General features: G+C 71.1%; 20 protein-coding genes. 5 read left to right on the top strand and 15 right to left on the bottom strand.

The features are described from left to right. Positions 1-25: 25 nt before the first annotated feature. Together ACIPSJ_RS45795 and ACIPSJ_RS45790 are read left to right on the top strand one after the other, a co-directional pair. Complete coding sequence (locus ACIPSJ_RS45795) at positions 26-3,628, top strand: DUF4082 domain-containing protein (RefSeq protein WP_401355254.1); 3,603 nt, start codon at positions 26-28, stop codon at positions 3,626-3,628. Positions 3,629-3,702: 74 nt separating this feature from the next. After that, positions 3,703-4,749 carry a glycosyltransferase gene (locus ACIPSJ_RS45790; RefSeq protein WP_401355251.1) on the top strand — a complete coding sequence of 349 codons (1,047 nt, stop codon included), beginning with the start codon at positions 3,703-3,705 and terminating at the stop codon, positions 4,747-4,749. A 17-nt stretch (positions 4,750-4,766) separates the two neighbouring features. Here the strand turns inward: ACIPSJ_RS45790 and ACIPSJ_RS45785 are convergent, their stop codons facing one another. Next, on the bottom strand, positions 4,767-5,438 hold the full coding sequence (locus tag ACIPSJ_RS45785; protein ID WP_359226163.1) for a hypothetical protein: 672 nt from the start codon (positions 5,436-5,438) through the stop codon (positions 4,767-4,769). A gap of 68 nt (positions 5,439-5,506) precedes the next feature. Here ACIPSJ_RS45785 and ACIPSJ_RS45780 point away from each other — a divergent pair, with 68 nt between their 5' ends. The 3 genes from ACIPSJ_RS45780 (at position 5,507) to ACIPSJ_RS45770 (ending at position 9,711) form a co-directional block, all read left to right on the top strand. Further along, positions 5,507-7,537: an O-antigen ligase family protein gene (locus ACIPSJ_RS45780; RefSeq protein ID WP_401355248.1), complete on the top strand. Its 2,031-nt coding sequence runs from the start codon at positions 5,507-5,509 to the stop codon at positions 7,535-7,537. Beyond that, complete coding sequence (locus ACIPSJ_RS45775) at positions 7,534-8,433, top strand: glycosyltransferase family 2 protein (RefSeq protein WP_401355246.1); 900 nt, start codon at positions 7,534-7,536, stop codon at positions 8,431-8,433. Before ACIPSJ_RS45780 ends, ACIPSJ_RS45775 begins: the two co-directional genes overlap by 4 nt. A gap of 168 nt (positions 8,434-8,601) precedes the next feature. Continuing rightward, positions 8,602-9,711: an acyltransferase family protein gene (locus tag ACIPSJ_RS45770; protein ID WP_401355243.1), complete on the top strand. Its 1,110-nt coding sequence runs from the start codon at positions 8,602-8,604 to the stop codon at positions 9,709-9,711. Positions 9,712-9,746: 35 nt separating this feature from the next. Here the strand turns inward: ACIPSJ_RS45770 and ACIPSJ_RS45765 are convergent, their stop codons facing one another. From ACIPSJ_RS45765 to ACIPSJ_RS45700, 14 genes are all read right to left on the bottom strand, one after another. Continuing rightward, positions 9,747-10,730: a class I SAM-dependent methyltransferase gene (locus ACIPSJ_RS45765; RefSeq protein WP_359226170.1), complete on the bottom strand. Its 984-nt coding sequence runs from the start codon at positions 10,728-10,730 to the stop codon at positions 9,747-9,749. After that, a complete protein-coding gene (locus ACIPSJ_RS45760) occupies positions 10,724-11,401 on the bottom strand; it encodes a class I SAM-dependent methyltransferase (RefSeq protein ID WP_359226172.1) in 678 nt (225 codons plus the stop codon). The genes ACIPSJ_RS45765 and ACIPSJ_RS45760 overlap by 7 nt, the downstream gene beginning before the upstream one ends. 43 nt (positions 11,402-11,444) lie before the next feature. Then, positions 11,445-12,257, bottom strand: a complete 813-nt coding sequence (locus tag ACIPSJ_RS45755; protein WP_401355240.1) for a glycosyltransferase family 2 protein — start codon at positions 12,255-12,257, stop codon at positions 11,445-11,447. Further along, on the bottom strand, positions 12,254-13,342 hold the full coding sequence (locus ACIPSJ_RS45750) for a hypothetical protein (RefSeq protein ID WP_359226176.1): 1,089 nt from the start codon (positions 13,340-13,342) through the stop codon (positions 12,254-12,256). Before ACIPSJ_RS45750 ends, ACIPSJ_RS45755 begins: the two co-directional genes overlap by 4 nt. A gap of 35 nt (positions 13,343-13,377) precedes the next feature. Further along, the gene (locus ACIPSJ_RS45745) at positions 13,378-14,913 is read right to left on the bottom strand and encodes an oligosaccharide flippase family protein (protein ID WP_401355237.1); all 1,536 of its coding nucleotides are present in this window, start codon (positions 14,911-14,913) and stop codon (positions 13,378-13,380) included. After that, on the bottom strand, positions 14,876-15,742 hold the full coding sequence (locus ACIPSJ_RS45740; RefSeq protein ID WP_359226180.1) for a chain length determinant protein: 867 nt from the start codon (positions 15,740-15,742) through the stop codon (positions 14,876-14,878). Before ACIPSJ_RS45740 ends, ACIPSJ_RS45745 begins: the two co-directional genes overlap by 38 nt. A 51-nt stretch (positions 15,743-15,793) precedes the next feature. After that, complete coding sequence (gene wecB, locus ACIPSJ_RS45735; RefSeq protein ID WP_401355235.1) at positions 15,794-16,924, bottom strand: non-hydrolyzing UDP-N-acetylglucosamine 2-epimerase; 1,131 nt, start codon at positions 16,922-16,924, stop codon at positions 15,794-15,796. Positions 16,925-16,927: 3 nt separating this feature from the next. After that, positions 16,928-18,187, bottom strand: a complete 1,260-nt coding sequence (locus ACIPSJ_RS45730) for a nucleotide sugar dehydrogenase (protein ID WP_359226184.1) — start codon at positions 18,185-18,187, stop codon at positions 16,928-16,930. Then, positions 18,187-18,960, bottom strand: a complete 774-nt coding sequence (locus ACIPSJ_RS45725) for a WecB/TagA/CpsF family glycosyltransferase (RefSeq protein WP_401355232.1) — start codon at positions 18,958-18,960, stop codon at positions 18,187-18,189. The genes ACIPSJ_RS45730 and ACIPSJ_RS45725 overlap by 1 nt, the downstream gene beginning before the upstream one ends. Continuing rightward, the gene (locus ACIPSJ_RS45720; protein WP_401355229.1) at positions 18,957-20,126 is read right to left on the bottom strand and encodes a hypothetical protein; all 1,170 of its coding nucleotides are present in this window, start codon (positions 20,124-20,126) and stop codon (positions 18,957-18,959) included. Before ACIPSJ_RS45720 ends, ACIPSJ_RS45725 begins: the two co-directional genes overlap by 4 nt. A 284-nt stretch (positions 20,127-20,410) precedes the next feature. After that, on the bottom strand, positions 20,411-21,010 hold the full coding sequence (locus ACIPSJ_RS45715) for an acyltransferase (protein ID WP_355727182.1): 600 nt from the start codon (positions 21,008-21,010) through the stop codon (positions 20,411-20,413). Next, positions 21,007-21,900: a dTDP-4-dehydrorhamnose reductase gene (gene rfbD / locus ACIPSJ_RS45710; RefSeq protein WP_401355227.1), complete on the bottom strand. Its 894-nt coding sequence runs from the start codon at positions 21,898-21,900 to the stop codon at positions 21,007-21,009. The genes ACIPSJ_RS45715 and rfbD overlap by 4 nt, the downstream gene beginning before the upstream one ends. A 98-nt stretch (positions 21,901-21,998) precedes the next feature. After that, positions 21,999-22,985, bottom strand: a complete 987-nt coding sequence (rfbB, locus tag ACIPSJ_RS45705) for a dTDP-glucose 4,6-dehydratase (RefSeq protein ID WP_359226194.1) — start codon at positions 22,983-22,985, stop codon at positions 21,999-22,001. After that, positions 22,982-24,049, bottom strand: coding sequence for a glucose-1-phosphate thymidylyltransferase (locus ACIPSJ_RS45700; RefSeq protein WP_401355224.1), 1,068 nt, complete (start codon positions 24,047-24,049; stop codon positions 22,982-22,984). The genes rfbB and ACIPSJ_RS45700 overlap by 4 nt, the downstream gene beginning before the upstream one ends. Positions 24,050-24,139 lie beyond the last annotated feature (90 nt).

The raw sequence follows: 24,139 nt of genomic DNA, 5'->3' as shown, positions 1-24,139 counted from the left end.
AGCACAGCACCGCTGAGAGGTACACATGAGAAAATGGAGCAGACGGATCCGGGGCGGGCGCCTCGCCGTCGTAGTGGCATTGATCCTGGCGGTGCTCCCGCTGGCCGCCTCCGCACAGGCGGCGTCCGATCCGTGCGGGTCGGGTTCCAACCCGATCGTGTGCGAGAACTCCAAGACGGGCACCCCCAAGGACGACTGGTTCTCGCCCAACGCCTACGGTGACATCAAGGGCTTCACCACCAAGGAGAGCGTCCAGGCGGGCGACACGGTCCAGTTCAAGGTCCAGTCCCCGGTCTCGTACAACATCCAGATCTTCCGGCTCGGCTGGTACGGCGGCGACGGCGCGCGCCAGATGTCGACCGCGGCCCAGGCAGCCGTGACGTATCCGGCCAACTACACCAGCAAGGCCGCCAGTTGCACCACCAAGAGCAGCACCGGCCTGGTGGACTGCGGCAACTGGCCGGTGACCGCGACCTGGACCGTGCCCAGCGACGCCGTGTCCGGCCTGTACATCGCGAACCTCACGCAGACCGACGGCGACGGCCTGATGCCGTACCCGTTCGTCGTCCGCAACGACTCCAGCACCTCCGCCGTCGTCGTACAGACCAGTGACCAGACCTGGCAGGCCTACAACGACTACGGCGGCCAGGACCTGTACGGCGGCACCGGGCCCGCGCCCGACGGCCGCGCCTACGAGGTCAGTTACAACCGGCCGCTGGACATCGGCGGCGACAACGGCATCTACGGCTCCGAGTTCGAGATGCTGTCCTGGCTGGAACGCAACGGCTACGACGTCAGCTACGTGTCCGGTGTGGACGTGTCGTCGAGCAGCGGCGCGACCCTGCTGGAGAAGCACAAGATGTACATGTCGTCCGGGCACGACGAGTACTGGACGCAGAGCCAGTACTCCAACGTCCTGGCGGCCCGGAAGGCCGGCGTGCAGCAGGGCTTCTTCAGCGGCAACGAGGTCTTCTGGAAGACCCGGCTCGCCCCCAGCATCGACGGCACGAGCACGGCCGACCGCACCCTGGTCTGCTACAAGATGACCAAGATGGCGTTCAACAACGGCGTCGCCGATCCCAGCGGCACCTGGACCGGCACCTGGATGGATCCGACCAGCACCAACTACGGCCAGACCTACCAGCCGCCGAACATCCTCACCGGGTCCATGTTCCAGGCCAACGGCTACCGTGCCGACGCGATCACCGTCCCCGGCTCGTACGGCAAGAACCGGATCTGGCGCAACACCTCCATCGCGAGCCTCACCTCCAGCCAGACAGCGACCTTCCCGACCGGCACGCTCGGCTACGAGTGGGACAGCGACCTCGACAACAGCACCCGGCCCGCCGGTGAGATCGACGTGTCCTCCACGACGGTGGACATCACCGACGGCACCTACCGGCTCGACTGGGGCAACCTGTACGGCAACGGCACGGCGACGCACAACCTCGTCGAGTTCCGCGACCAGGACTCCGGGGCCCTGGTGTTCGGCACCGGGACCGTGCAGTGGTCGTGGGGCCTGACCAACGTGCCCACCTACAACCCCGACGACACGGTGGTCACCGAGGACTCCCGGATGCAGCAGGCGACGGTGAACATCCTCGCCGACATGGGCGTCCAGCCGCTGACCCTGCAGAGCAACCTGGTCGGTGCCACGGCCACCACCGACACCACCGGCCCGACCGTCACCGTGACCAGCCCGGCCTCCGGGGCCACCGTCCCGGCACTGAAGGCGGTCACCATCAAGGGCACCGCCACCGACTCCGGCGGCGTGGTCGCCCGCGTCGAGGTCTCCACGGACGGCGGCACCACCTGGGAGGCCGCCACCGGCCTCGGGTCCTGGACCTACAGCTGGACGCCCACCACCCCGGGATCCGAGTCCATCAAGGTCCGCGCGGTCGACGACAGCGTCAACATCGGCGCCGTCACCACCGTCCCGGTGACGGTCGGCCCCCAGGCCTGCCCGTGCACCATCTGGCCGGCCTCGGCCGTGCCCGGCACCGTCAACGCCGGCGACGGCGGCTCGGTGGAGCTCGGCGTCAAGTTCCGTACCACCGTGGCCGGTTCGGTCACCGGTGTGCGCTTCTACAAGTCGCCGGTCAACACCGGCACCCACATCGGCAGCCTGTGGACGGCCTCCGGGACCCGGTTGGCCACCGGCACCTTCACCGGCGAGACGGCCTCCGGCTGGCAGCAGCTGAACTTCTCCACCCCGGTGACCGTCAAGGCCAACACCACCTACGTCGCCTCGTACTTCGCCCCGAACGGCGGATACTCCTACGACCCCTCCTTCGCCGGCAGCGGCGCCGGTCTGGCCCCGCTGACGGCCCTGCAGACCGGGGTCGACGGCGGCAACGGCGTCTACCACTACGGCTCGACCAGCTCCTTCCCGTCCTCGGCGTCCTCGGGCAGCAACTACTGGGTGGACGTGGTGCTCGACACCTCGACGGCCAGTACGACCCCGCCCACCGTCTCCTCGACCTCCCCGACGTCCGGGGCGACCGACGCGTCGATCACGTCGCCGGTGTCGGCCACCTTCAGCTCGGCCGTCGACACCGACAGCGTGACGTTCACCGTGAAGGACGCCGACGGCAATACCGTGCCCGGCGCCGTCACCTTCCCCGCGTCGAACAAGGCGACCTTCACGCCGTCGACGGAGCTGGACCTGCACACCACGTACACCGCGTCCGTCCAGGCCTCCGACGTGTGGGGCAACGCCATGGCGAACCCGGTGACCTGGTCGTTCACCACCAGCTCCACACCGCCGGCGGTCACCTGCCCCTGCTCGCTGTGGGGTTCCTCCGCCACACCGGCCACCCCCGACATGACCGCCGACCCCAACTCCGTGGAGCTGGGAACCCGGTTCACGTCCTCCGCGGCCGGCTGGGTCACCGGTGTCACCTTCTACAAGGGCACCGGCAACACGGGCACCCACACCGGCAGCCTGTGGACCGACGACGGCACCCTGCTCGCCAGCGGCACCTTCACCAACGAGACGGCCTCCGGCTGGCAGACGCTGACCTTCGCCACCCCGGTGGCGATCACCGCCGACACCGCCTACGTCGTGTCCTACCACGCGCCGAACGGCAACTACGCGGTGGACGGCGGCTACTTCGCGGCGGCCCACAAGTCCTATCCGCTGACGGCCACGGCCGACACCACCGCCCACCACAACGGGCTCTACAAGTACGGCGACTCGGCCTTCCCCAACGGCTCCTACGGATCCGCGAACTACTGGGTCGGCCCCGTCTTCACCGCCGACGACCCGAGCGCGTCCCTGGCCGCGTCGGTCGCCGCCTCGGAGGTGACCGCGGCCACCGTGGCGCACACCGCCGACGTGGCGAGCCCCCTCGTCGTGACCGTGCCGGTCAAGGCGGCGGTGGCGTCCGTCAAGGCGACCGTGACCGTCCTGAAGGGTTCCCAGGCGGCGAAGAAGCTCCACGTCACGGCCGTGGTCACCTATGACCGGAAGACCCACAGGGCGACCGTGCACCTGTCCGCCCCGCTTCCGGACGGCACCCGGTTCAAGATCACGGTCACCGCGAAGGACAAGCACCGCGACACGCTGAAGTCCCGGAGCTGGACCCTGACGAGCAAGACCACCTTCAAGAAGAACAAGAAGAACTGACCCGTCCCCACACACCGTCGGTGGTCCGTGCCCGGCAGAGCACGGACCACCGACGGGGATTGGCTTCACCACCGATGAGCAGCGTCAGCGTTGTGATCCCCTGCTACAAGTACGGCCATTTCCTCGCCGACTGCGTGAGCAGCGTCCTGGACGAGCAGGACGGCGTCGACGTCCGGGTCCTCATCATCGACGACGCCTCGCCCGACGACTCCGCGGAGGCCGCGCTCAAGCTGGCCGCCGCCGACTCGCGGATCGAGGTCCTCGTCCACGAGAAGAACAAGGGTCACATCGCCACGTACAACGAAGGCCTGATGGAGTGGGCCGACGGCGACTACGTGGCCCTCCTGTCCGCCGACGACCGGCTCGTGCCGGGCGCCCTGGTCCGCGCCGCCGCGCTCCTGGACGCCCACCCCGAGGCCGGGTTCGCCTACGGCCGCCCGCTGCGCTTCCAGCACGGTGGCCCCCTGCCCAAGGCCCGCACGCAGAGCACCGGTTCGGTCGTCTACCCGGGCCAGTGGTGGCTGGAGCGCCGCTTCCGGGAGGGCACCGGCTGCATCACCTCGCCCGAGGTCGTCGTCCGCACCGACCTCCAGCGCAAGGTCGGCGGCTACGACCCCGCCCTGCCGCACGCCGGCGACATCGAGATGTGGATGCGGCTCGCCGCCCACGCCGACGTCGGCTACATACGCGGCGCCGACCAGGCCTTCTACCGCGTCCACGGCAACAACATGTCCACCGTCGACTTCGGCGGCCAGCTCGACGACCTGCGCCAGCGCCTGGTCGCCTTCGACTCGGTGCTCGTGAAATGCGCCGACCGGCTGCCGAACGCCGACCACCTGGCCGAGCAGGTCCACACCCGCCTCGCCCGCTACGCCCTGCGCCGCGCCTACCGGGCCTACGACCGGGGCCGCACCGGCGTCGTACCGGTCGACGAGTGCGTGGAGTTCGCCGAGCAGTGCCTGCCGGGATACGCGGCGCTGCCCGAGTACCGCGCACTGCGCCTGCGCAGACGGATCGGACCGAAGGCGATGCCGTACCTGCAGCCCCTGGTGTGGTCGGCCGTGGCCGAACGCGGCCGGGAGGCGCTGTGGTGGGAGTCCTGGAAGCGCCGCGGTATCTGATGCGCCACCAGATCGACTCAGCCCGCCACCGCGATGCCGTCGGCCCGGCGGACCGGCTCCGGGCGGCCGCCGTCCCGCCCCCTGCGGCGCAGCGCGTACCGGTCGAACCAGAGCGCGCCCAGGATGCCGGCGACCCCGCCCAGCAGTGCCGTACCGGCCAGGGCGCGGGTCCTGGTGCCCTGCACGGGCGAGGCGCTCGCGGCGACCAGGACGGAGGCGCTGATCCGCGAGGCCGGCGCGATCCCCTCGGCGTCCTGGAGAGCGGTCACGTGCGCGGTGTAGGCCTCGATGACCCGGGTGACGGCGGTGTCGGCCTCGACGGCGCCGCCCCGCTGTGCCTGCACCTGCACCGAAGGGATCAGATAGCGGGGCGTCGCGCTGGTGCCGCTGTTGCGCGGGATCAGCTGGTATGTCCCGTGCACTCCGGCGGCCGCCAGCTCCTTGCGCCCGGCGGGCGACTCCAACTGCTGGATCACGCCGTACGAGAGGGTGGCGAGCGGCGGTTGGAGGTTCGTCAGCTGGTTCGGCTGGTTGCCCGTCACGGGCGGCTTGAGCACCACCACCGCCGAACTCAGGTACTGGGGAGCCGGATGCAGCACCTTGTACGCTCCGGCGGCCGTCAGAGCGAGCGCGAGCAGCAGCACGTACCAGCGGCGGAGCAGCGCTTCGGCGACGTCACGAGGCGACACGGGGATTCCTTCCGTCGCCACAGATCCTCGCAGGCGCCGGGGCGAACCGCCACCAAAAGGGAGATCTCATGAGCCTCGCCGACCTGTTGGCCATCATGCGCAGGCGCTGGTACTTCATGGTGCCCCTCACCCTGCTCAGCCTGCTCGCGGGCGGCTATCTGTACCGCACCATCCCGGTGTCCTACGAGTCGCAGAGCTCCGTCACGCTCCTCGACTCCACGGCGATCGCCAAGCTGGCGCCCACCTTCGGCAACCCCCTGTCGAACGCGGGCGGTTCGCTGGTCGTCACCGCCGACGTGCTGATCAGGACGCTGCAGTCCGGTGACTCGGCCAAGGAACTGCACTCCCGCGGTGTCACGGACCCGTACACGGTCGGCTTCGCGCCGGACGCCGACAGCCCGCTGCTCACCCTGAGCGTCACCGGCACCGACCGGGCGAACGTGCTCCGCGAGACCACCACCCTCACCAGCTTCGCCGGGGAGCAGCTCAAAGCCCTGCAGACCGCCTCCAAGGTGCCGACGGTGTACACGGTGCAGACCGCTCCGGTCGTCATGCCGCAGACCCCGGTCTCGCAGTCGAAGAGCCGGTACCAGGACGTCGCAGCGGTCGTCATCGCCGGACTGGTCAGCGCGTTCCTGCTGTCCATCCTGGCCGAGGGCGTCGCCGTGGTCCGCCGCCGGGGACGCGCCGTGGCCGGATACGTGCCCCGGCGCCATCGGGCCCATCCCCCCGAACGGCCCAAGGGCCTGCTGGTACGACGCCTGGACGCCACCACCGTCCTCACCGGCTACCTGGTCCTGGCCTTCTTCGTCCCCTCGAACCTCACCCTGCCCGCGCTCGGCGGTGTCGGCACCCCGGCCAACGTCTTCGCCCTGCTGGGACTCCTCTGGTACCTGGCGACCTGGCTCGGCGGCCGCATCCTGCCGGCCCCGGGTACCAGGCTGCCGCGCGTGGCGATGTGCGTGCTCGCCGCGGCGGTCCTGCTGTCGTACCTCGCCGACGCGACCCGGATGAGCTCCCACGAGGAGGTCCTCGGCGCCGACCGGGGGCTCATCCTGCTCGGGGTGTGGGTGGCGCTCGTCGTGCTGTCCTCGGCCGGCATCCAGGACCGCAGCCGCCTGGAGACCCTGATGCGCAGGCTCGTCGTCCTGGGCACGGTGGTGGCCCTGATCGGCTACTACGACTTCTTCGCCGCGACCAACATCGCCGACTCCATCCACATCCCCGGCCTGCATTCGAACACGGTCGGACTCAGCGCCATGGACCGCGGCTCGTTCACCCGGCCGCGCTCCACCACCGCCCACCCGCTGGAGTTCGGGGGCATGCTCGCCATCCTGGTCCCCTTCGCCGTCCACCAGGCCTTCGACCCGGTGCGCCGGCACGCGGGCGCACTGCGCCGCTGGGCCCCGGTGGCCATCATGGCGGGCGCACTGCCGCTGACGGTGTCCCGGACCTCGATCATCGGCGCCTTCATCGTGATCCTGGTGATGGTGCCCCGCTGGAAGCCGCAGCGCCGCTGGGCCGCGCTCGGCATCGTCCTGGGCTCGGTGGCAGGCTTCAAGGTGATCATCCCCGGGCTGATCGGCACCATCACCAACCTGTTCGCCACCTTCCTGTCCAACTCCGACAGCAGCACCCAGGCGCGCACCGTGAAATACAGCGCGATCGTCCCCTACCTCAGCGAACACCCCTGGTTCGGGCGGGGGTTCGGCACCTTCACCCCCGATCTGTACTTCTTCACGGACAACCAGTACATGCTGACCCTGGCCGAGACGGGCGCCCTGGGGCTGGTCGCCCTGCTCGTGCTGTTCGTCACCGGGATCCACCAGGGCGGTGCCATCCGCCGGCTCGCCCGCACCGAGTCGGACCGGGAGCTCGGGCAGGCCTTCCTCGCCTCGGCCCTGGTCGCCCTGGTCATCAGCGCCACCTTCGACGCACTCAGCTTCCCCATGTACGCCGGGATGTTCTTCCTCACCCTCGGCGTCGGCGGCAGCTACCTCGGCTTCATCCGCCGCGAGGCTGCCGAGGCGACCGCCGCGGTCCCCGTCCCTCACAAGGTCCCCGAAGCCGAGCTCCCCCAACTCGTGGAGTCCCGATGAGTACCGTCGCCGTCATCGTCGTCACCTGGAACAGCGCCTCGGTGCTCCCCGGGTTCCTCGCCGCGCTCCCCGACGGCATGGCCGGTCTCGACCACCGGCTCGTCGTCGCCGACAACGACTCCGCCGACGACACCGTCGAGGCGCTCCGTACCCTGGCCCCGGGCGCCACGGTCGTCCAGACGGGCCGCAACGCCGGGTACGCCGCCGGGATCAACGCGGCGCTGGGCGCGGCCGGCGCGTACGACGCCGTACTGATCTGCAACCCCGACGTCCGGCTGCGGCAGGGCTGCGCCAAGCGCCTCGTCGACAGCCTCACCGACGGTGTCGGGATCGCCGTACCCCTCCTCTACGAAGAGGGCAGTGCCACCCCCCACCACTCGCTGCGCCGCGAGTCGACCGTCCTGCGGGCGCTCGGCGAGGCCCTCATCGGCAACACCCGGGCCGGCCGCTTCCCGGCCCTGAGTGAGCTCGTCACCGCCCCCTCCGCCTACCAGCGGCCCACGCGTGCCGACTGGGCCACCGGCGCGCTGATGGCGATCTCGGCCGACTGCCTTGCCTCCTGCGGCCCCTGGGACGAGTCCTTCTTCCTCTACTCCGAGGAGACCGAGTACTGCCTGCGGGCCCGCGACCACGGATACGCCACGCAACTCGACCCGACTGCCGAGGCCTTTCACCTGGGCGGCGATTCCCAGGTCTCCCCCCGCCTCTGGACCCTCCTCACCCTCAACCGCGTCCGCCTCTACCGCCGCCGTCACGGCCCCCTCGCCACCGCCGCCTTCCGCACCGCCGTCCTCCTCCGCGAAACCTCCCGCGCACTCCTCGGCCGCCCGGCCGCCCGAGCAGCGGCAGCAGCACTGGCCCGACCAGGGGCCCTGCGTAAGACGCCTGGGCCATAGCGCCCCACAGGGCACGGGGCTGTGTCGATATGCGGCTCACCCGCGTGGGCGCGACCAGCCACAACGCTCCCGCAGCCGCCCGACGACCTGCCTCACCACATCCAGCGGCGCACCACACCCCACCCACGTTCCGACAACCCGCCCGCTCACCGGGCCTCAGGAGATCCCATGGGCGCAGTCGAGGCCACCGACAGATCGGACAGGCCCACCGCCACGCACACCGACGGCTCCCGGCTCCCGTCCCTCACGGGCCTCCGATTCCTCGCGGCGTTCACCGTCTTCTGCTTCCACATCTCGATATCGGGACTGCTCGCCCCCTCGTCGACCCAGCACGCCTTCGCCCGCGCGGCAGGCGCGGGCGCCGTCGGCGTCTCCTTCTTCTTCGTCCTCAGCGGCTTCGTCCTGACCTGGTCCGCCCGGCCGGGCGACACCGCCCGCGCCTTCTGGCGGCGCCGGGCGGCGAAGATCTACCCGAACTACGTCGTGGCCTTCGTCATCTCCGTCGTCGGCCTGTACGCGACCGGTCACACCGTCGGCGTGCTGGTCGGCGCGGCCAACCTGGGCCTCGTGCAAGCATGGTGGCCAGACCCGGGTGTCTACTTCGGTGCGAACTCAGTCAGTTGGTCCCTCGCGTGCGAGGCGTTCTTCTACGCTCTCTTCCCGGCGCTGCTCCCCGTCGTGCGGCGCATCCGCCCGGAGCGGCTGTGGGCGAGCGCGGCGGTCTGCGTGGCGGCCGTGTTCGCGGTGCCCGTGGCGGCGACGCTACTGCCCGCGGACCGGCACTACTGGTTCGTGTACATCTTCCCGCCGGTCCGCCTGCTGGAGTTCGTGCTGGGAATCCTGATGGCGCTCGTCGTGAAGAGCGGGCGCTGGCCGCGGATCCCGGTGTGGTCCGCGTCGGTGCTCCTCGCCGTCGCATATGCCGTGACGCCGTACTTCCCGCCGGACGCGGAGACGTCGGCCGTCACCGTGATCCCGTTCGCACTGCTGATCCCCGCCGTGGCCGTCGCCGACGTCGAGGGGCGGCGGAGCGTGTGGCGCGGCCGGTGGGCGGTGTGGCTGGGGGAGATCTCGTTCGCCTTCTACCTGATCCACCAGTCGGTGATCGTGGACCTGATGCGGGGACTCGACGCCGAGGGTTCGGCGCCGGCAAAGGCATGGGCGCTCACCGTCGGGGCGCTCGCTCTCTCCGTGGCGCTCGCGGGGCTCATGCACCGGTTCGTGGAGGTGCCCATGATGCGGCGGTTCGGACGCGGGAGGACGCGCGTCCCCGCGTGAACGGGGACGGCCCGTCGACGGCCGTGGCGAACGGCCTACGCCGCACTCCGCGGCCGGCAGACCATCGCGATGAAGTCGTGCCCCACCTCCGGCAGAGCCGCGTCCTCGGCCGCGAAGCACCGCTCCAGCAGAGCCAGCGTCTCCGGTTCCTGGTCACGGAAGTTGTGTGCGATGCCGGAGAACGCGATGTGCAACACCGTGCCGCCGTACGGCCGTTCCTCGACGACCTCGAACTCGCGCCGCAGGCCCGGCAGCAGTGCGGCCGCGTCGACCGCCTCCGAGGGGTCGTCCAGCACCATCGCCAGCCTGCTGGGCCGCACGACCCGCTGCTTGATCCGCCCGTCGGCCAGCCGCCGCCGCTCCTCCGGCAGCTGGGCGAGCAGCAGGTTCGCCGCGTCCAGCTGGGCGTCGGTCCACTGGAACCGGGTGGGGCCGACGAACTCGTCGACGACGAACGTGCCACCGGGCTCGATCAGCTGGGACAGCCGTGGCAGCGTCTCGTCGAGGTGGTCGAAGTGGTGCAGCGACTGCAGGCCCAGCAGGACGTCGAAGCGTTCGCCGTCGGCGGTCATCCGGTTGACGTCGGTGACCCGGAAGCGTAGGACGTCGGCGAGACCCTCCTCCGCGGCGGTCCGGGTGGCGAAGTCGATCCGCTCCGGCGCCACGTCCACGCCCTCAAGGAGGGAGAACGCGCCGGTCTTCGCCCACAGCAGTTCGTTGCCGCCGGTGCCGCAGCCCAGGGACAGGCCGCGCAGGTCGGTGTGCGGCGCGAAGTGCTTGGCGGCCACGTACTCGGGAAACGACGTGTCCGCGTCGCCGGTCATCAGCAGATTCCAGCGCCTGATGACCGACGGGATCGCCCACCACTCGGTCAGCGACGGGTCGACCTGGGACCAGTGCTGGACGACCCGGGCGCCACCGCGCACCCGCAGCTTCGCCAGCACCGGGTCGAGGTCCAGCTTGCGCACCTTGCGCAGCAGTCGGTCCGCGTCATGTCTGTTGACCAGGTTGTTCAGCATGCGGGCTCCGTTCTCACGGCGATGAGCGACTTCGGGGCACCGAGCACCCGCTCGCTGAGGAGTTCCGACCGGGGGAAGAGGTAGCGCATCTCGGTGCGGGTCAGCAGCTCGATGTTGATCACGGCGTTCATCGCGGACTCCGGGCTGTCCGGGCGGCTGTGGACCAGCGGCCAGTGCCGCACCAGGCGGGCCCGGGCGGCCAGCGGGAGGAACTGGAAGCCCGGCGCCACGAAGTGCGGCTCGACGGGGAAGTAGCGGTACGGCGTCTGGATCCAGTGCAGCGGCGCCAGTTGCTCGACGGCGGCGACGAACTTCTGCCGCTGGCTGTGACCGCCCACGTGCTCGATGGTCGAGTTGGAGAACACCAGGTCGTAGCCGCCGTCGGCGCTCAGCTCGGCGGCCACCGCCGGGTCGGTGACGTCGGCGTTCTCCGCGGTGATCCACTCGGGCAGCTCGGCGGGGTGCGCCTCCAGGTTGATCAGGTGGACGTGCTTGGCGCGCACCGGTGCGCGCAGCCACATCTCGGCGGTCCCGCCCAGGTCCACCACGCTCATGTTCTCGATGCCGGGGAAGCTGCGCCGGAACCTCTCCCAGCGGGCGATGCGCAGTCGTTCGCCGAGCGAGCCCGGGGCGTCGACGAACTTGTTCCTGAGAGCGCGGGATCGTGGCACGGGATCAACCACCTGTGGTCGGAGCGGACGGGAGGCTGGGCCCTCAACTGGGCTGTCGCCATTGGGTGTAGAAGCTGGCCGGGTTCATCAGGTACCGGACGGTGGGGTGCGGCACGTGGCGCACCCGGTGCCTGCGCCCGTACCGGCGGATCAGCTCCCAGTCCTCCCGGGGCAGCACCTCCGGAGTCCGGCGCAGACGGCTGAAGTACAGGGAGCGGGTGCGGCGGGCTACGAAGGCGTTGGTGTCCAGGAAGGCCTCGCGGGCGGCGCGGCGGCGGTCGTAGGGCACCGAAAGGACGTCCTGCTCGCTGCCGTCGGGCAGCACGCGGCGCAGTGCCGTGTAGACGCCGTCGGGTCCGCCGGGGGACCGCAGGACCGCCAGCGCCCGTTCCAGGTGATCGGGTTCCCACAGGTTGTCGTCGTCCAGGAACGCCACGTACCGCGAGCGGGTGAGGCGGATGCCGACGTTGCGCACGACGCCCGCCACTCCGGTGTTGCGGGCGAGGGAGACGGCGAACAGCCTTGGATCTGAGGGGAGTTCGGGCAGCCCCGCGCCGTCGTCGATCACGATGACGACCTGGTCGCGGACGGTCTGGTCCAGGGCCGAGCGCACAGCGGCCCGTAGCGCCTCGGGGCGCCGGTGGGTGGCGATCACGGTGGCGACCAGCGCCGAGGGTGCCGAGGGGAGTCCGGCCGCCAGGCGTCGGGTCTCGGCGTCCTCGAACCGGCGCAGCCGGACCGCGCTCGGGGCCAGCAGGACCTTGTTCCTGGCCTCGAAGAGCACCAGCCAGCCGAAGAGCGCCTTGAGGAGCGTCCAGGGTGCCCGCGCGACCCGGCGCGGCAGACCGCCGCTCACGAGGCCGGCTCCGGGGTGACCGGGCGGCCGTCGGACATCCGGTTGTTCCGCCACACGTTTCCGGCGCCCTCCGCGTTCCAGTGGGCGACCGGGCCGTAGCCGCCGGAGGCGGGGTGGTACTCGGTCGAGAAGACGTTGTTCGTGACCTTGATCCCGGTGGCGCCGGTGTCACCGCCGTAGAGGGCGTACGCGCCGCCGGCTATCCAGTTGCCGTCGACGGTGACGTTGCGGACCACCCCGCTGTCCGCGAACAGGCCGATGCTGCCCGAGGCGCCCTGCTTGAGGCTCGTCGGGTTGAGCAGCGTGTTGTGGCGGATGACCAGCTGCCCGTCGTTGCCGCCGCTGCTGATCACCGCGTTGGTGTGCTGCCACTCGCCGCCCTTGTTGACGAACGGGGCGATGTCGTGGACGTAGTTGTCGTGCAGGTTGCCCTGCCCCATGGCCAGCGCGTCGCCGAACACCGACACGTCGCACCAGCCGACCTCGATGGAGCTGGTCCCCATGTTCGACACCGCGTAGTCCACCCCGCCGTTGTCCGGTCCCTTGCCGGGCACCGCGGTGATGGTGGAGTGCAGGATCCGCAGGCCGTGGTACCCGGGACGCAGGTTGACGCCCCACCAGTTGTCCGAGGTGATCTTCGTGTCGATGACGGTGACGTCGTTCGCGTAGATGTCGAGCGAACCGGTGATGTCCCAGCCCCGGATGACCATCCCGTCGGTACGGACGGCCTTGTAGCCGGTCTTGTGGGGCGTGAGGGGGACGCGGGGGCCGGTGGTGCGGGCGTCGGGGAATCCGCAGGCGCCGGGGGAGGAGCAGGCGGCCTTGGCCGCGGGTGTGCCGGACGCGTCGCCCTTGCCGGCCGTGGTGGCGGACGTTGCCGTGGGGGACGACGGTACGGCGGTGGTGCTCCCCGGCGTCCCCGTCGTCTTGTCGGCCGTGGTCGGCGGATCGCTGCTCGGGGCCGCCGAGGATCCGCTCGCGGGGCAGGTGAGCGCGGTGTCCGGGCAGTCCGGCAGCGCGGAGTCGTCCGATCCCGAGCAGGCCGTGGCCAGGACCGCCAGCAGGACACCCAGCGTCGGCCACACGCACGAGCTCCGGCTGATCCGCCGTGGCATCCGGCTCACCTCGACTCCCGTTGTCCGGCGCCCCGCAGGAAGCCGAGGCTGGGCAGTACACACACCGCGTACGCGGCCAGGGCGACGGTGCCGATCGTGAGCAGGGCGAGCCGCCCGTCGCCGAACACGTGCTGCAGGCCGAGGACGATCACGGCCATCACGGCTCCGCCGAGGAAGGGCCAGGCGCAGGCCCGGGCGATCCGGCCCAGACCGATGCCGCCACGGCCGAGGGCGACCAGGAAGACCGGCACCACCAGGCCGCCGGCCACCAGGACATGTCCCTCGGAGACGCCGACGATGCCGTTCAGGTGCGCGGCGGCGAGGAGCACCGGGATCAGGGCCACCAGCCACAGGCCCTGCACCAGGAAGAGCGAACGGCGCTGGCCGATCGCGACCAGGCAGTCGTAGGCGAGTTCGCTGCCGATGCGGATCAGGCCGAGGGCCATCAGCCAGGGCAGCGCCGCGGCGGCGGGGGCCCACTGGCTGCCGTAGATCAGCCGGATGAGCGGCTCGGCGAGGCCGGCCAGCAGCACGCACAGCGGGACGGTGCCGGTGATCACCACGCCCAGGGCGCGGCTGAAGCCCTGGGCCAGTGCCTGCGGGGACCCGGCCAGCCGGGAGAACCCGGCGAAGGAGACCCGGCGGGCGGCCTCGGAGATGATCCGCACGGGCCAGCCGGAGATGTTGAAGGCGAGGACGTAGAACCCCAGCGCGACATTGCCGAGGGTCGCGCCCACCACCATGGTGTCGACGTTGACCACCGCCAGGGCGAGCATGCTCGCCCCCGCCAGCGGCAGCCCGAACCGCAGCAGCGCGCGGGCCTGCCCGGGGTCCCAGCCGAACCTCAGGGTGCCCGGGGCCGCCAGCGCGCAGCCGATGAGGGTGACGACGTTCCCGACGACGGCGCCCCAGGCGAAGCTCATCGCGCCCCAGCCCTCGAAGGCGAGCAGCAGGGTCACGGCGGTGCCGAGCACGAAGTTGAGCCCGTCGATGACCATCCGCCTGCCCTGGGCGAACTCCCGGGTGAGGAAGCCGCCGGGGACCTGTGCCACCCCGTCGATCACCACGCACAGGCACATCACCCGCAGGACGTTCGCGGCGTCCGGTGAGCCGAGCAGTCCGGCCACCGTCGGTGCGGCCGCGAACAGGGCCACGTACAGCAGTCCGCTGGAGAGGGTGCTGAGGGTCAGCACGGTCGGCGCGAACCGGCGCGCGTCGCCCTCCCAGCGCACGATGGCCAGGCCGACGCCCAGTTCGTTCGCGGACAGCAGCACGAGCAGCACGGTCTGGGCGATGCCGTACACGCCCCACTCCGCCGGGCCCAGGGCGAAGCGCGCCAGCACGATGCCGGTGGCGAAGTTGCCCAGCCGCAGGACGACGGTGTTGATCAGGCTCCACCGGGCCGCCGAACGGACCTTGCGGCCGAGGGAGGGAGCGGCGGGTGGAACCGCCGGTCCGGCAGGGGGTGTTACGGGGTCGGGAGGAGCGGGCGCGTCGCTCGTCTCACCGGTCCCGCTGTCCGGTGCGCGGGCGATGTCCATGAGTCGACTCCTCGTCGAGCGGCTCTGCGGCGGATGCCACGGCCATGGCGGGCTGTGGTGCGTCGGGTTCCGCGGCGGGCGCACCGTCCGCGGAGGTCTTCGACCAGCGGGGCGGCTGCCGGATGGCGAGGGTTTCCTCGACGATCGATTCCCCGGCCGGGCGGGCGGGGGCGGCGCCGGCCGCCTCCCGTGTCGGCTCGACGGGTCCGGCCTCCGGCGCGGGTGTGCGCGAAGACCTCTTGCGCGCCTCCACGTAGAAGGCGACGGCCAGGGTGAGCACCAGGCCGAGACCCCCGGCCATGACCATGTACTCGAGCCGTGTCTTGGTCTGCGCCACCGGGTTCTGCGGCGGCACGATCGTCGTCATCCGGATCATGGCCTTCGGGGCGACCGACTGCTCCTTCTGGAACTGGTCCAGCCGTTCCTTGGCGTACGCGGTCAGGATCTTGTCCGAGGACAGGACCGAGTCCTGGTCGGTGCCGGTGACGGTGAGCCACATCAGCGGTCCCTGCGCGTTGTCGGCGAGCTTGGCCGCGAACGTGCCCTTGGCGCCGCGGGCCTTGAGATCCCGCAGCGAGTCGTCGGAGTTCAGGTTGCGGGCCAGGCTGTCGGCCATGCCGGTGAGCGAGGTCTGGGTGCTGAGGAAGGGGTTCCCGTCGTAGGCCTGGGTGGCCTTCTGGGAGTTCAGCAGCACCACCGTGCTCTGCGACTGGTACGTGACCGGGACCAGCACGGTCACCGCGACCACCAGGCCGGCGGCCAGCAGCAGTCCCGGCAGCAGGACGTACCAGCGCCTGCGCATGACCCGGACGATCTCAGCGAGATCCATGACGGTCCCCCCTCGCGACCAAACGTTCGACGAGCATAAGTTGCAAGCGGATCATATGGGGAACGTTCGATCCTTGGGTCCGGGCTGGTCGGTCGGTCTCATCCGGGTACTCGCGGTGCCGCCCGTCAGCAGCACCTCGGCGATACGGTCGCTCGCGCGGCCGTCCCAGAGGTCGGGCCGGCGGGGCGCGGGCGGCCGGTCCAGTACGGCGTTCACGGTGGCCGTGATCCGCGCCGGATCCCGCCCGGCGAGGACGTTCGTGCCCTGCTCGACCGTGACGGGCCGCTCGGTGTTGTCCCGCAGGGTCACACACGGCACGCCCAGCGCGGTGGTCTCCTCCTGCACCCCGCCGGAGTCGGTGAGGACGACGCGCGCGGAGTCCTGCAGGGCGATGAAGTCCAGGTATCCGGCGGGCGGAACGAGCCGGACGCCCCCGGGGACGCCGATCTCGGCGAGCCGTCCGGCCGCGCGCGGATGCACGGGCAGGACGAGCGGCAGGCGCCCGGCGATCTCGCCCAGGGCCTTCAGCAGCCCGGTGAGCACCTCCGGGTCGTCGACGTTGGCGGGCCGGTGCAGGGTGACCAGGCCGAACTCGCCCCCGGCCAGGCCGTACCGGTCCAGGACGTCGGAGGCCCGGGCCCGGTCCAGGTTGGCCAGCAGCGTGTCGATCATGACATTGCCGACCAGGTGGATCTGGTCCTCCCGGTATCCCTCGGCGCGCAGGTTGTCCACGGCGTCGGGGGAGGGGGCCAGCAGATAGTCGCTGACCCGGTCGGTGGCGACCCGGTTGACCTCCTCCGGCATGCTCCAGTCGCGGCTGCGCAGCCCGGCCTCGACATGGGCGAGCAGCGGCCCGGCCTTGGCGGTGACCAGGGCGCAGGCGAGCGTGGAGTTGATGTCGCCGACCACGACCACGACGTCCGGGCCCACCTCGGCGAGGAGCGGCTCGAACGCGGTCATCACGCGGCCGGTCTGCTCGGCGTGGCTGCCGGAGCCGACGCCGAGGAAGCGGTCGGGCGGGCGGATGCCGAGGTCGGTGAAGAACACGTCGTTCATCGCCGGGTCGTAGTGCTGGCCGGTGTGGACGAGGAGGACCTCGGTGTCCCGCCGCTCCAGGGCGTCCATCACCGGTTTGATCTTCATGTAGTTGGGGCGCGCCCCGGCCACACACACGGCTCGCATGGTTCAGAGCACCTCGATGGTGGGTCCGGACGGCAGCCGGCGGCGGCAGTCCAGGACGAAGGGGGCGTGTTCGGCGACGAGTTCGTAGTCGAAGCCGTCGTGGTCGGTGAGCAGGACCACCACATCGGCGTCCGCCAGCTCCCGCTGGGTCGGTTCGACCCGCACCAGCCGGGTGTCCACCGGCAGGCTCTCCACGACATGCGGGTCCGCCGCCCTGACCTGGGCGCCCATGTCGAGCAGCAGCTGGGAGATGCGCAGCGCGGGCGACTCCCGGGCGTCGCCGGTGTTCTTCTTGTACGCCAGGCCGAGCAGCAGGATCCGCGAGCCGTTCACGGACCGGCGCCGCTCGTTGAAGTGGTCGCTGATGCGGCGCGTCACGTACTCGGGCATGTGGCTGTTGATGTCGTTCGCCAGCTCCACGAACCGGAAGTTCTGGCCGAGTTCGCGCTGCACCCGCCAGGACAGGTAGGAGGGGTCGATCGGCAGGCAGTGGCCGCCGACGCCGGGACCGGGCGTGAACTTCATGAAGCCGAACGGCTTGGAGGCGGCGGCGTCGATGGCCTGCCAGACGTCGATGTCCAGGTGGTGGGCGAACATCGCTATCTCGTTGACCAGCGCGATGTTCACATGCCGGAAGGTGTTCTCCAGGAGCTTGGCGAGCTCGGCCTCCTTCGGCGAACTCACCGGCACGGTGGTGTCGACGAGTTGGGCGTAGAAGTCCTGGACGGCCTTGAGGGAGGCCTCGTTGACACCGGAGACGACCTTCGGGGTCTCCTTGAAACCCCACACCGCGTTGCCGGGGTCGATCCGCTCCGGGCTGTAGCCCAGGTGGAAGTCCGAGCCCGCGGTGAGGCCCGAACCCTCCTCCAGGATCGGGGCGAACAGCTCCTGGGTGGTGCCCGGATAGGTCGTCGACTCCAGTACGACCGTGGCCCCGGGGCGCAGATAGCGGGCGAGGGTGACCGCCGACTCCCTGATGTAGCGCAGGTCGGGGGTGCCCTCGTGCAGCGGGGTCGGCACGGTCACCACGGCGATGTCGAATCCGCCGCAGTCCCGGGCCGACTCGCTCGGACGGTAGCTGCCGTTGTCCAGGGCCGCCCGGATCCGCTCGGAGGAGACGTCCTCGACGAAGGACTCACCGGCGGCGAGGCTCTTGATCCGCCGGGTGTCGACGTCGTAGCCGATCACCTCGTGTCCGACCTCGGCCGCCCGGACGGCCAGCGGCAGGCCCACGTATCCCTGTCCCACCACGACGACACGCATCAGCGGCTCCTGTTCGCGGAAGCGGCGGCCGACGGGGCGGGCCGCAGCAGCTCCCGTGCCGTCATGAGGAGGAAGGAGGCGTTGGTGGTGAGGTAGCGGCGGCCCAGCCGGCGGGGCTCCTGCAGCGCCCGGTAGAGCCACTCCATGCCCAGCCGCTGCCAGGACTCGGGGGCCCGCTTGGTGACCCCGGCCAGGATGTCGAAGGAACCGCCGACGCCGTGCACGACCCGGGCTCCGGTGCGGGCGCCGTGGGCGGCGGTGAAGATCTCCTTCTTGGGGGAGGTCATGCCGAGGAACAGCATCTGGGCGCCGCTGAGGGCGATGGAGTCCGCGATCTCCTCCTGCTCGGAGTCGTCGAAGTAGCCGTTGCGGCTGCCGGCCACCTTCAGACCGGGGAAGCGGTCGGCGACCCGGAGCAGCATCCGGTCCAGCACCTCCTCCTTGGCGCCGAGGAAGTACACCGGGATGCCCGTGGTCTCCGCCTCGGCCAGCAGCCGCAGGAACAGGTCGATCCCGGCCACCCGTTCGGGCAGCGGGGCGCGCAGCACCCGCGCCGCCCAGACCACGGCCTGCCCGTCGGCGAGCACCAGGTCGCAGCCGGCGACGGCCGTGGCGAGCCGCTCGTCGCGCCGCATGTTCACCAGCTTCGCGGCGTTGACCACGCCGATCTCCAGCTGCCGGCCGTCCCGGACCGCCGCCAGGCAGTGTGCCACGGTCTCGTCCATGGTCAGCGGGTCCAGCTCGACCCCGAACAGGGTCCGTCTGCCGCTCATATCCGGCCCCCCTGCCAGGCGTGGAGCAGCCAGCCGAACTCGTACGGCCGGCATTCGCGGTCCACGGACAGCGGCCGGTACACCCGGTCCAGGGACTTCAGGCGCAGACCCGGCGCGACCCGGGTGGACAGGCCCCGGGCGGCGCGTACCGCCTTCTTCGGGTCGCCCCGGTAGACCTTGCGCCAGGTGGCGCCCAGCTCGTCGAGGATCATCGGCTCCCGGTGCGCCGAGCCCGCCAGTTCGGGTACGTCCGTCATCCAGCGCAGGCCCTTGCGGATGGCCGCGCCGAAGTCGCCGCCGCCCGCGTCGGTGAGGTCGAACAGGGCGGTCGGGGCCATGGCGTGCTGGTGGACGCTGTAGACCGGGTAGCCCTCCACGACCCCGCCGGTGCGCGCGTCGTAGTGCCACCACCACTGCCCGCCCTCGCCCTGCAGCTCGCAGATGCGCCGCGCGCACGCCTCCGCGGCGGCCAGCGCCTCCGGATCGCCGTCCCCGTCGCCGCTGGCGTGGGCGCGGGCCAGGGCCTGCAGCGGGTACGTCTGGTCGGCGAAGCAGCTGACATGCGCCCGGTACCAGGGCAGCAGGCCGGGTCCGGTGGCGTGCGGGAACAGCGGGCCGGCGCCGATCCGGGCCCCCAGCAGCCGGTCCCTGGCTGCGGTGAAACGTCTCTCCACATCGACGGTGGAGCGGGCCGCCGCGAGCGCGGACAGCACCCAGGCGGCCTCCACGGTGTACTGCGGACGGCCCTCCACGTCCAGCGCCTCGACCCGCGCCAGGGCGTCGGAGAGTTTGGGGTGGTCGGTCTCGGCGGCGGCCCAGGAGATGAGCGCCGCGTCCCCGAGGTTGGTCACCGCGGGCAGCGACTCGACGAGCAGCCCCGCGAACTCCTGGGCCGTACGCCCGCCGAGCACCGCGCGCTGGCGGTCCTCGGGGAGGTAGCGGGCGCCCAGCACGGTGATGGCCGCGTACCGGGTGCTGATCCCGCGCCGCTCCAGGGTCCAGGAGCCGTCGGGGTCCTGGTGTCCGGCCATGGTGAAGGCGAAGGCCTCGCCGCCGGGAAGCAGCATCGACGGCAGCCCGGACTCGGCGACTTGGAGGAGTCGCTGGGCGAGTGCGAAGAGCGGCGGATCCTCATGACCGAGCGCCGCCAGACGTGTGGTGGTCATCGTGTGGGCACACCAACCCCCCTGTGGGTCCTCTTTGTGCGCAGACTTGAGAACGCCTCGGCGTAGGCCGCCGGGCGGAACAGAAGAAGGCAGACGTCAGTCGTCAGCCGTCGGAGCGGGTGTCGCTCCTGGCTGCAGGCAAAGGTGTCCCCACCACCCCGTAACCCCCCCTGGGCACTGCTGGCTTGTGTGCTCATTGTGCTTGGTCTGCACAGTTCGCGCACATGTTATGCCTGTAGATGTTCGAGGAATTGCGTTTTGAGGGAAACAGCTGAAAACAGCTGTCATGCGCGTTCGGTGAGTTCCCCGTCCTTCTCGTCGTAGAGCGCGCCCGTCTCGGGACACTCCCAGGTCCCGGGCTCGCCCTCCCGCTCGGCCAGCCGTACGCCGGCCCGCCCCACCCAGCCGATCCGGCGCGCCGGAACGCCGGCCACGAGCGCGAAGTCCGGCACGTCCCGGGTCACCACGGCGCCCGCCGCGACCAGTGCCCAGCGCCCCACGCGCACCGGCGCCACACACACCGAACGGGCGCCCAGCGAGGCGCCTTCGGCCACCACCACGGCCACGGCCTCCCAGTCGCCGCCGCGCTTGAGCCTGCCCTCCGGGTCCACCGAGCGCGGGAAGTAGTCGTTGGTGAGGACCGCCGCGGGGCCGACGAACACCCCGTCGCCGAGCACCGCGGGTTCGTAGACCAGCGCGTAGTTCTGGAGCTTGACGTGGTCGCCGATCCGCACGCCCGGGCCGACGTACGCGCCCCGGCCGATGATGCAGCCGTCGCCCAGCCGGGCGTCCTCGCGGATCTGGGCCAGGTCCCAGACCGTGGTGCCGTCGCCGATCGTGGCTCTCTCGTCGACCTGGGCGGTGGGCTGCGCCGTGAAGTTCACCGGGCTGAACCTTTCTTCGCATCGAGCAGGAGGGGAAACGCCGTCTCCAGGGCCTCGCGCCAGGGACGGATAGGGTCGATGCCCGCCCGGCGCCAGCCGTCGTGCCCCAGGACGCTGCAGGCGGGCCGGGGAGCGGGCCGTACGAAGGCCGTACTGGTCGTCGGCCGGACCCGTGCGGGGTCCGCGCCGAGCAGCCGGAAGACCTCCCGGGCCAGGCCGTACCAGGTCGTCTCCCCGCCGCTGGTGCCGTGGTAGACCCCGGCGGGCGCGGCGCCGGCCAGGGCGGCCCGGCCGAGCCGTACCAGCCGGTCCGCGAGGTCCGCCGTCCAGGTGGGCTGTCCGCGCTGGTCGTCGACCACGTCGACGGTGTCCCGGGCCGCCTCAAGACCGATCATCGTGTCGACGAAGTTCCGGCCCCCGGCCCCGTACAGCCAGGCCGTGCGCACCACGTACCCCGCGTCCGGGAGCGCCGCGAGGACCGCCTGTTCCCCCGCCAGCTTGGTCCGTCCGTACGCGCCGCGCGGCGCCGTCGGGCCGTCCTCGGGGTACGGGGCGGTGGCGTCGCCCGCGAACACGTAGTCCGTGGAGAGCTGGATCAGCCGGGCGCCCGTCTTCGCGCAGGCCGCGGCGAGATGCCCGGGCCCGTCGCCGTTGACCCGCAGGGCCTCCGCCTCGCGCGCCTCCGCGTCGTCGACGGCCGTCCACGCGGCGCAGTTGACGACGATCCGGGGCCGGTGCGCGTCGAGGGTGTCGTGTACCGCGTCGGCGTCCGTAATGTCGAGACCGCTACGCGCCAGGCCGACGGCCGTCTCGCCGTCCCGGCGCAGCAGCGCCAGGACGTCCTGCCCGAGCATGCCCGTGGCGCCCGTGAGCAGCCATGTGGTGGTCAATGGTCACCTGTCCGTCGTCGGAGAAGGAGGAGGAAGGGGGAGGCAGGAGGAGGGAGGGGGAGGCAGGAGGGGCCGAGAGCGGGGCTGCGGAGGGGGCCTCAGAGCGCCGCGCGTTGCTTCAGCGGTTCCCACCAGGCGCGGTTCTCGCGGTACCAGGCGACCGTCTCGGCGAGACCGGTGGCGAAGTCCTTGCGGGGCTCGTAGCCCAGCTCCGTACGGATCTTGGTGCAGTCCACCGAGTAACGGCGGTCGTGGCCCTTGCGGTCGGCGACGTACTCGACGCTGTCCCAGTCCGCGCCGCAGGCCTGAAGGAGCAGGTCGGTCAGCTCCTTGTTGGACAGTTCCGTGCCGCCGCCGATGTTGTAGACCTCGCCGGGCCGCCCCTTCGTGCGCACCAGTTCGATGCCCTGGACGTGGTCGTCGATGTGCAGCCAGTCGCGGACGTTGCCGCCGTCGCCGTAGAGCGGGACCTTCCCGCCGTCCAGGAGGTTCGTGACGAACAGCGGGATGACCTTCTCGGGGAAGTGGTGGTGCCCGTAGTTGTTGGAGCAGCGGGTCACCCGCACGTCGAGACCGTGGGTGCGGTGGTAGGAGAGGGCGATCAGGTCGCTCGACGCCTTGGCGGCCGCGTAGGGCGAGTTGGGGCGCAGCGGGTCGGTCTCCGGCCAGGAACCGGAGTCCAGGGAGCCGTACACCTCGTCGGTGGAGATGTGCACGAAGGTCTGCGGTCCTCGGTGGCGCAGCGCCGCGTCCAGGAGGGTCTGGGTGCCCAGGACGTTGGTGCGGACGAACTCGCCCGCGCCCAGGATCGAGCGGTCCACATGGGACTCGGCGGCGAAGTGGACGATCTGGTCGTGCCCGGCGAGCACCTCGTCGACCAGCGCGCCGTCGCAGATGTCCCCCTGGACGAAGGCGAACCCGGGGTGGTCGCGGACCTCGTCGAGGTTGGCGGGGTTGCCCGCGTAGGTGAGGCTGTCCAGGACCGTCACCGCCACATCGCCCGGGCCGGCCGGACCGAGCAGCGTGCGGACGTAGTGCGAACCTATGAAACCGGCACCGCCGGTCACCAGAATGCGGGTCGTCATGACGCTATCTGCACCTTGCTGTGGTCGCCGAGGACGAAGCGGTGGGCGGCGGGCTTGCGGGGCGCGGGGGTGACCTCGACGTTGCGGCCGATCAGGGAGGCCTCCACCCGCCGGACACCGCTCATCGAGGAGTCCCGCAGCATGATGGAGTACTCGATCTCGCTGTCCTCGATCCGGCAGTCACCGGCGATCGAGGTGAAGGGACCCACGTACGAGTCCGTGATCACGGTGTCGGCGCCGACGACCACCGGACCCACGATCCGGCTGCCGGTCACCTTCGCGCCGGGCTCGATCCGCACCCGGCCGATGATCTCGCTGTCGTCGTCGACGGTGCCGTCGATCCGGCGCTCCAGGGTCTCCAGGACCGAGCGGTTGACCTCCAGCATGTCGGTGACGTTCCCGGTGTCCTTCCAGTAGCCGGAGATCGTCGTGGACCGCACGTCGCGCCCGGTGTCGATCAGCCACTGGATGGCGTCCGTGATCTCCAGCTCGCCCCGCGCGGACGGCTCGATCGCGCGGACCGCCTCGTGCACCGCCGGGGTGAACAAGTACACGCCCACCAGCGCCAGTTCGCTCTTGGGGCGGGCGGGCTTCTCCTCCAGGCCGATCACCCGGCCCGCCGGGTCCAGCTCGGCCACGCCGAACGCGGTCGGGTTCGGCACCTTCGTCAACAGGATCCGGGCGTCCGGGCGTTCGGCACGGAAGGCGTCCACCAGAGCGGTGATGCCGCCGACGATGAAGTTGTCGCCGAGGTACATCACGAAGTCGTCGTCGCCCAGGAACTCCCGGGCGATCAGCACCGCGTGGGCCAGCCCCAGCGGGGCCTCCTGCGGAAGGTAGGTGACGTGGAGACCGAACGCGGAGCCGTCGCCGACCGCCTGCCGGATCTCCTCGGCAGTGTCCCCGACGATGATCCCGACCTCGGTGACACCCGCCTCGGCGATCGCCTCCAGACCGTAGAACAGCACCGGCTTGTTCGCGACGGGTACGAGTTGCTTCGCCGAGGTATGGGTTATGGGGCGCAAACGGGTACCTGAGCCACCAGACAACAAAAGTGCCTTCATGTACATCACACTACTTACACCGGACGTGCCGACGGAGGGGTTTCCGCACGGCTTCCTCACGGTTTCCGCACACCCCGGGGCGCGCCGGAA

The sequence above is a fragment of the Streptomyces sp. NPDC090088 genome, from assembly GCF_044747345.1.
Lineage (GTDB): Bacteria > Actinomycetota > Actinomycetes > Streptomycetales > Streptomycetaceae > Streptomyces.
This window is presented reverse-complemented; position numbering and strand designations above follow the sequence as displayed.

Excerpts from the sequence above, each read along its gene's own strand:
- rfbB (WP_359226194.1), bottom strand. The coding sequence starts at position 22,985 with ATGACGACCCGCATTCTGGTGACCGGCGGTGCCGGTTTCATAGGTTCG.
- ACIPSJ_RS45795 (WP_401355254.1), top strand. The coding sequence starts at position 26 with ATGAGAAAATGGAGCAGACGGATCCGGGGCGGGCGCCTCGCCGTCGTA.
- ACIPSJ_RS45725 (WP_401355232.1), bottom strand. The coding sequence starts at position 18,960 with ATGAGCGGCAGACGGACCCTGTTCGGGGTCGAGCTGGACCCGCTGACC.
- ACIPSJ_RS45790 (WP_401355251.1), top strand. The coding sequence starts at position 3,703 with ATGAGCAGCGTCAGCGTTGTGATCCCCTGCTACAAGTACGGCCATTTC.
- ACIPSJ_RS45765 (WP_359226170.1), bottom strand. The coding sequence starts at position 10,730 with ATGCTGAACAACCTGGTCAACAGACATGACGCGGACCGACTGCTGCGC.
- ACIPSJ_RS45770 (WP_401355243.1), top strand. The coding sequence starts at position 8,602 with ATGGGCGCAGTCGAGGCCACCGACAGATCGGACAGGCCCACCGCCACG.
- ACIPSJ_RS45775 (WP_401355246.1), top strand. The coding sequence starts at position 7,534 with ATGAGTACCGTCGCCGTCATCGTCGTCACCTGGAACAGCGCCTCGGTG.
- ACIPSJ_RS45700 (WP_401355224.1), bottom strand. The coding sequence starts at position 24,049 with ATGAAGGCACTTTTGTTGTCTGGTGGCTCAGGTACCCGTTTGCGCCCC.
- ACIPSJ_RS45745 (WP_401355237.1), bottom strand. The coding sequence starts at position 14,913 with ATGGACATCGCCCGCGCACCGGACAGCGGGACCGGTGAGACGAGCGAC.
- ACIPSJ_RS45720 (WP_401355229.1), bottom strand. The coding sequence starts at position 20,126 with ATGACCACCACACGTCTGGCGGCGCTCGGTCATGAGGATCCGCCGCTC.
- wecB (WP_401355235.1), bottom strand. The coding sequence starts at position 16,924 with ATGCGAGCCGTGTGTGTGGCCGGGGCGCGCCCCAACTACATGAAGATC.
- ACIPSJ_RS45780 (WP_401355248.1), top strand. The coding sequence starts at position 5,507 with ATGAGCCTCGCCGACCTGTTGGCCATCATGCGCAGGCGCTGGTACTTC.
- ACIPSJ_RS45740 (WP_359226180.1), bottom strand. The coding sequence starts at position 15,742 with ATGGATCTCGCTGAGATCGTCCGGGTCATGCGCAGGCGCTGGTACGTC.
- ACIPSJ_RS45730 (WP_359226184.1), bottom strand. The coding sequence starts at position 18,187 with ATGCGTGTCGTCGTGGTGGGACAGGGATACGTGGGCCTGCCGCTGGCC.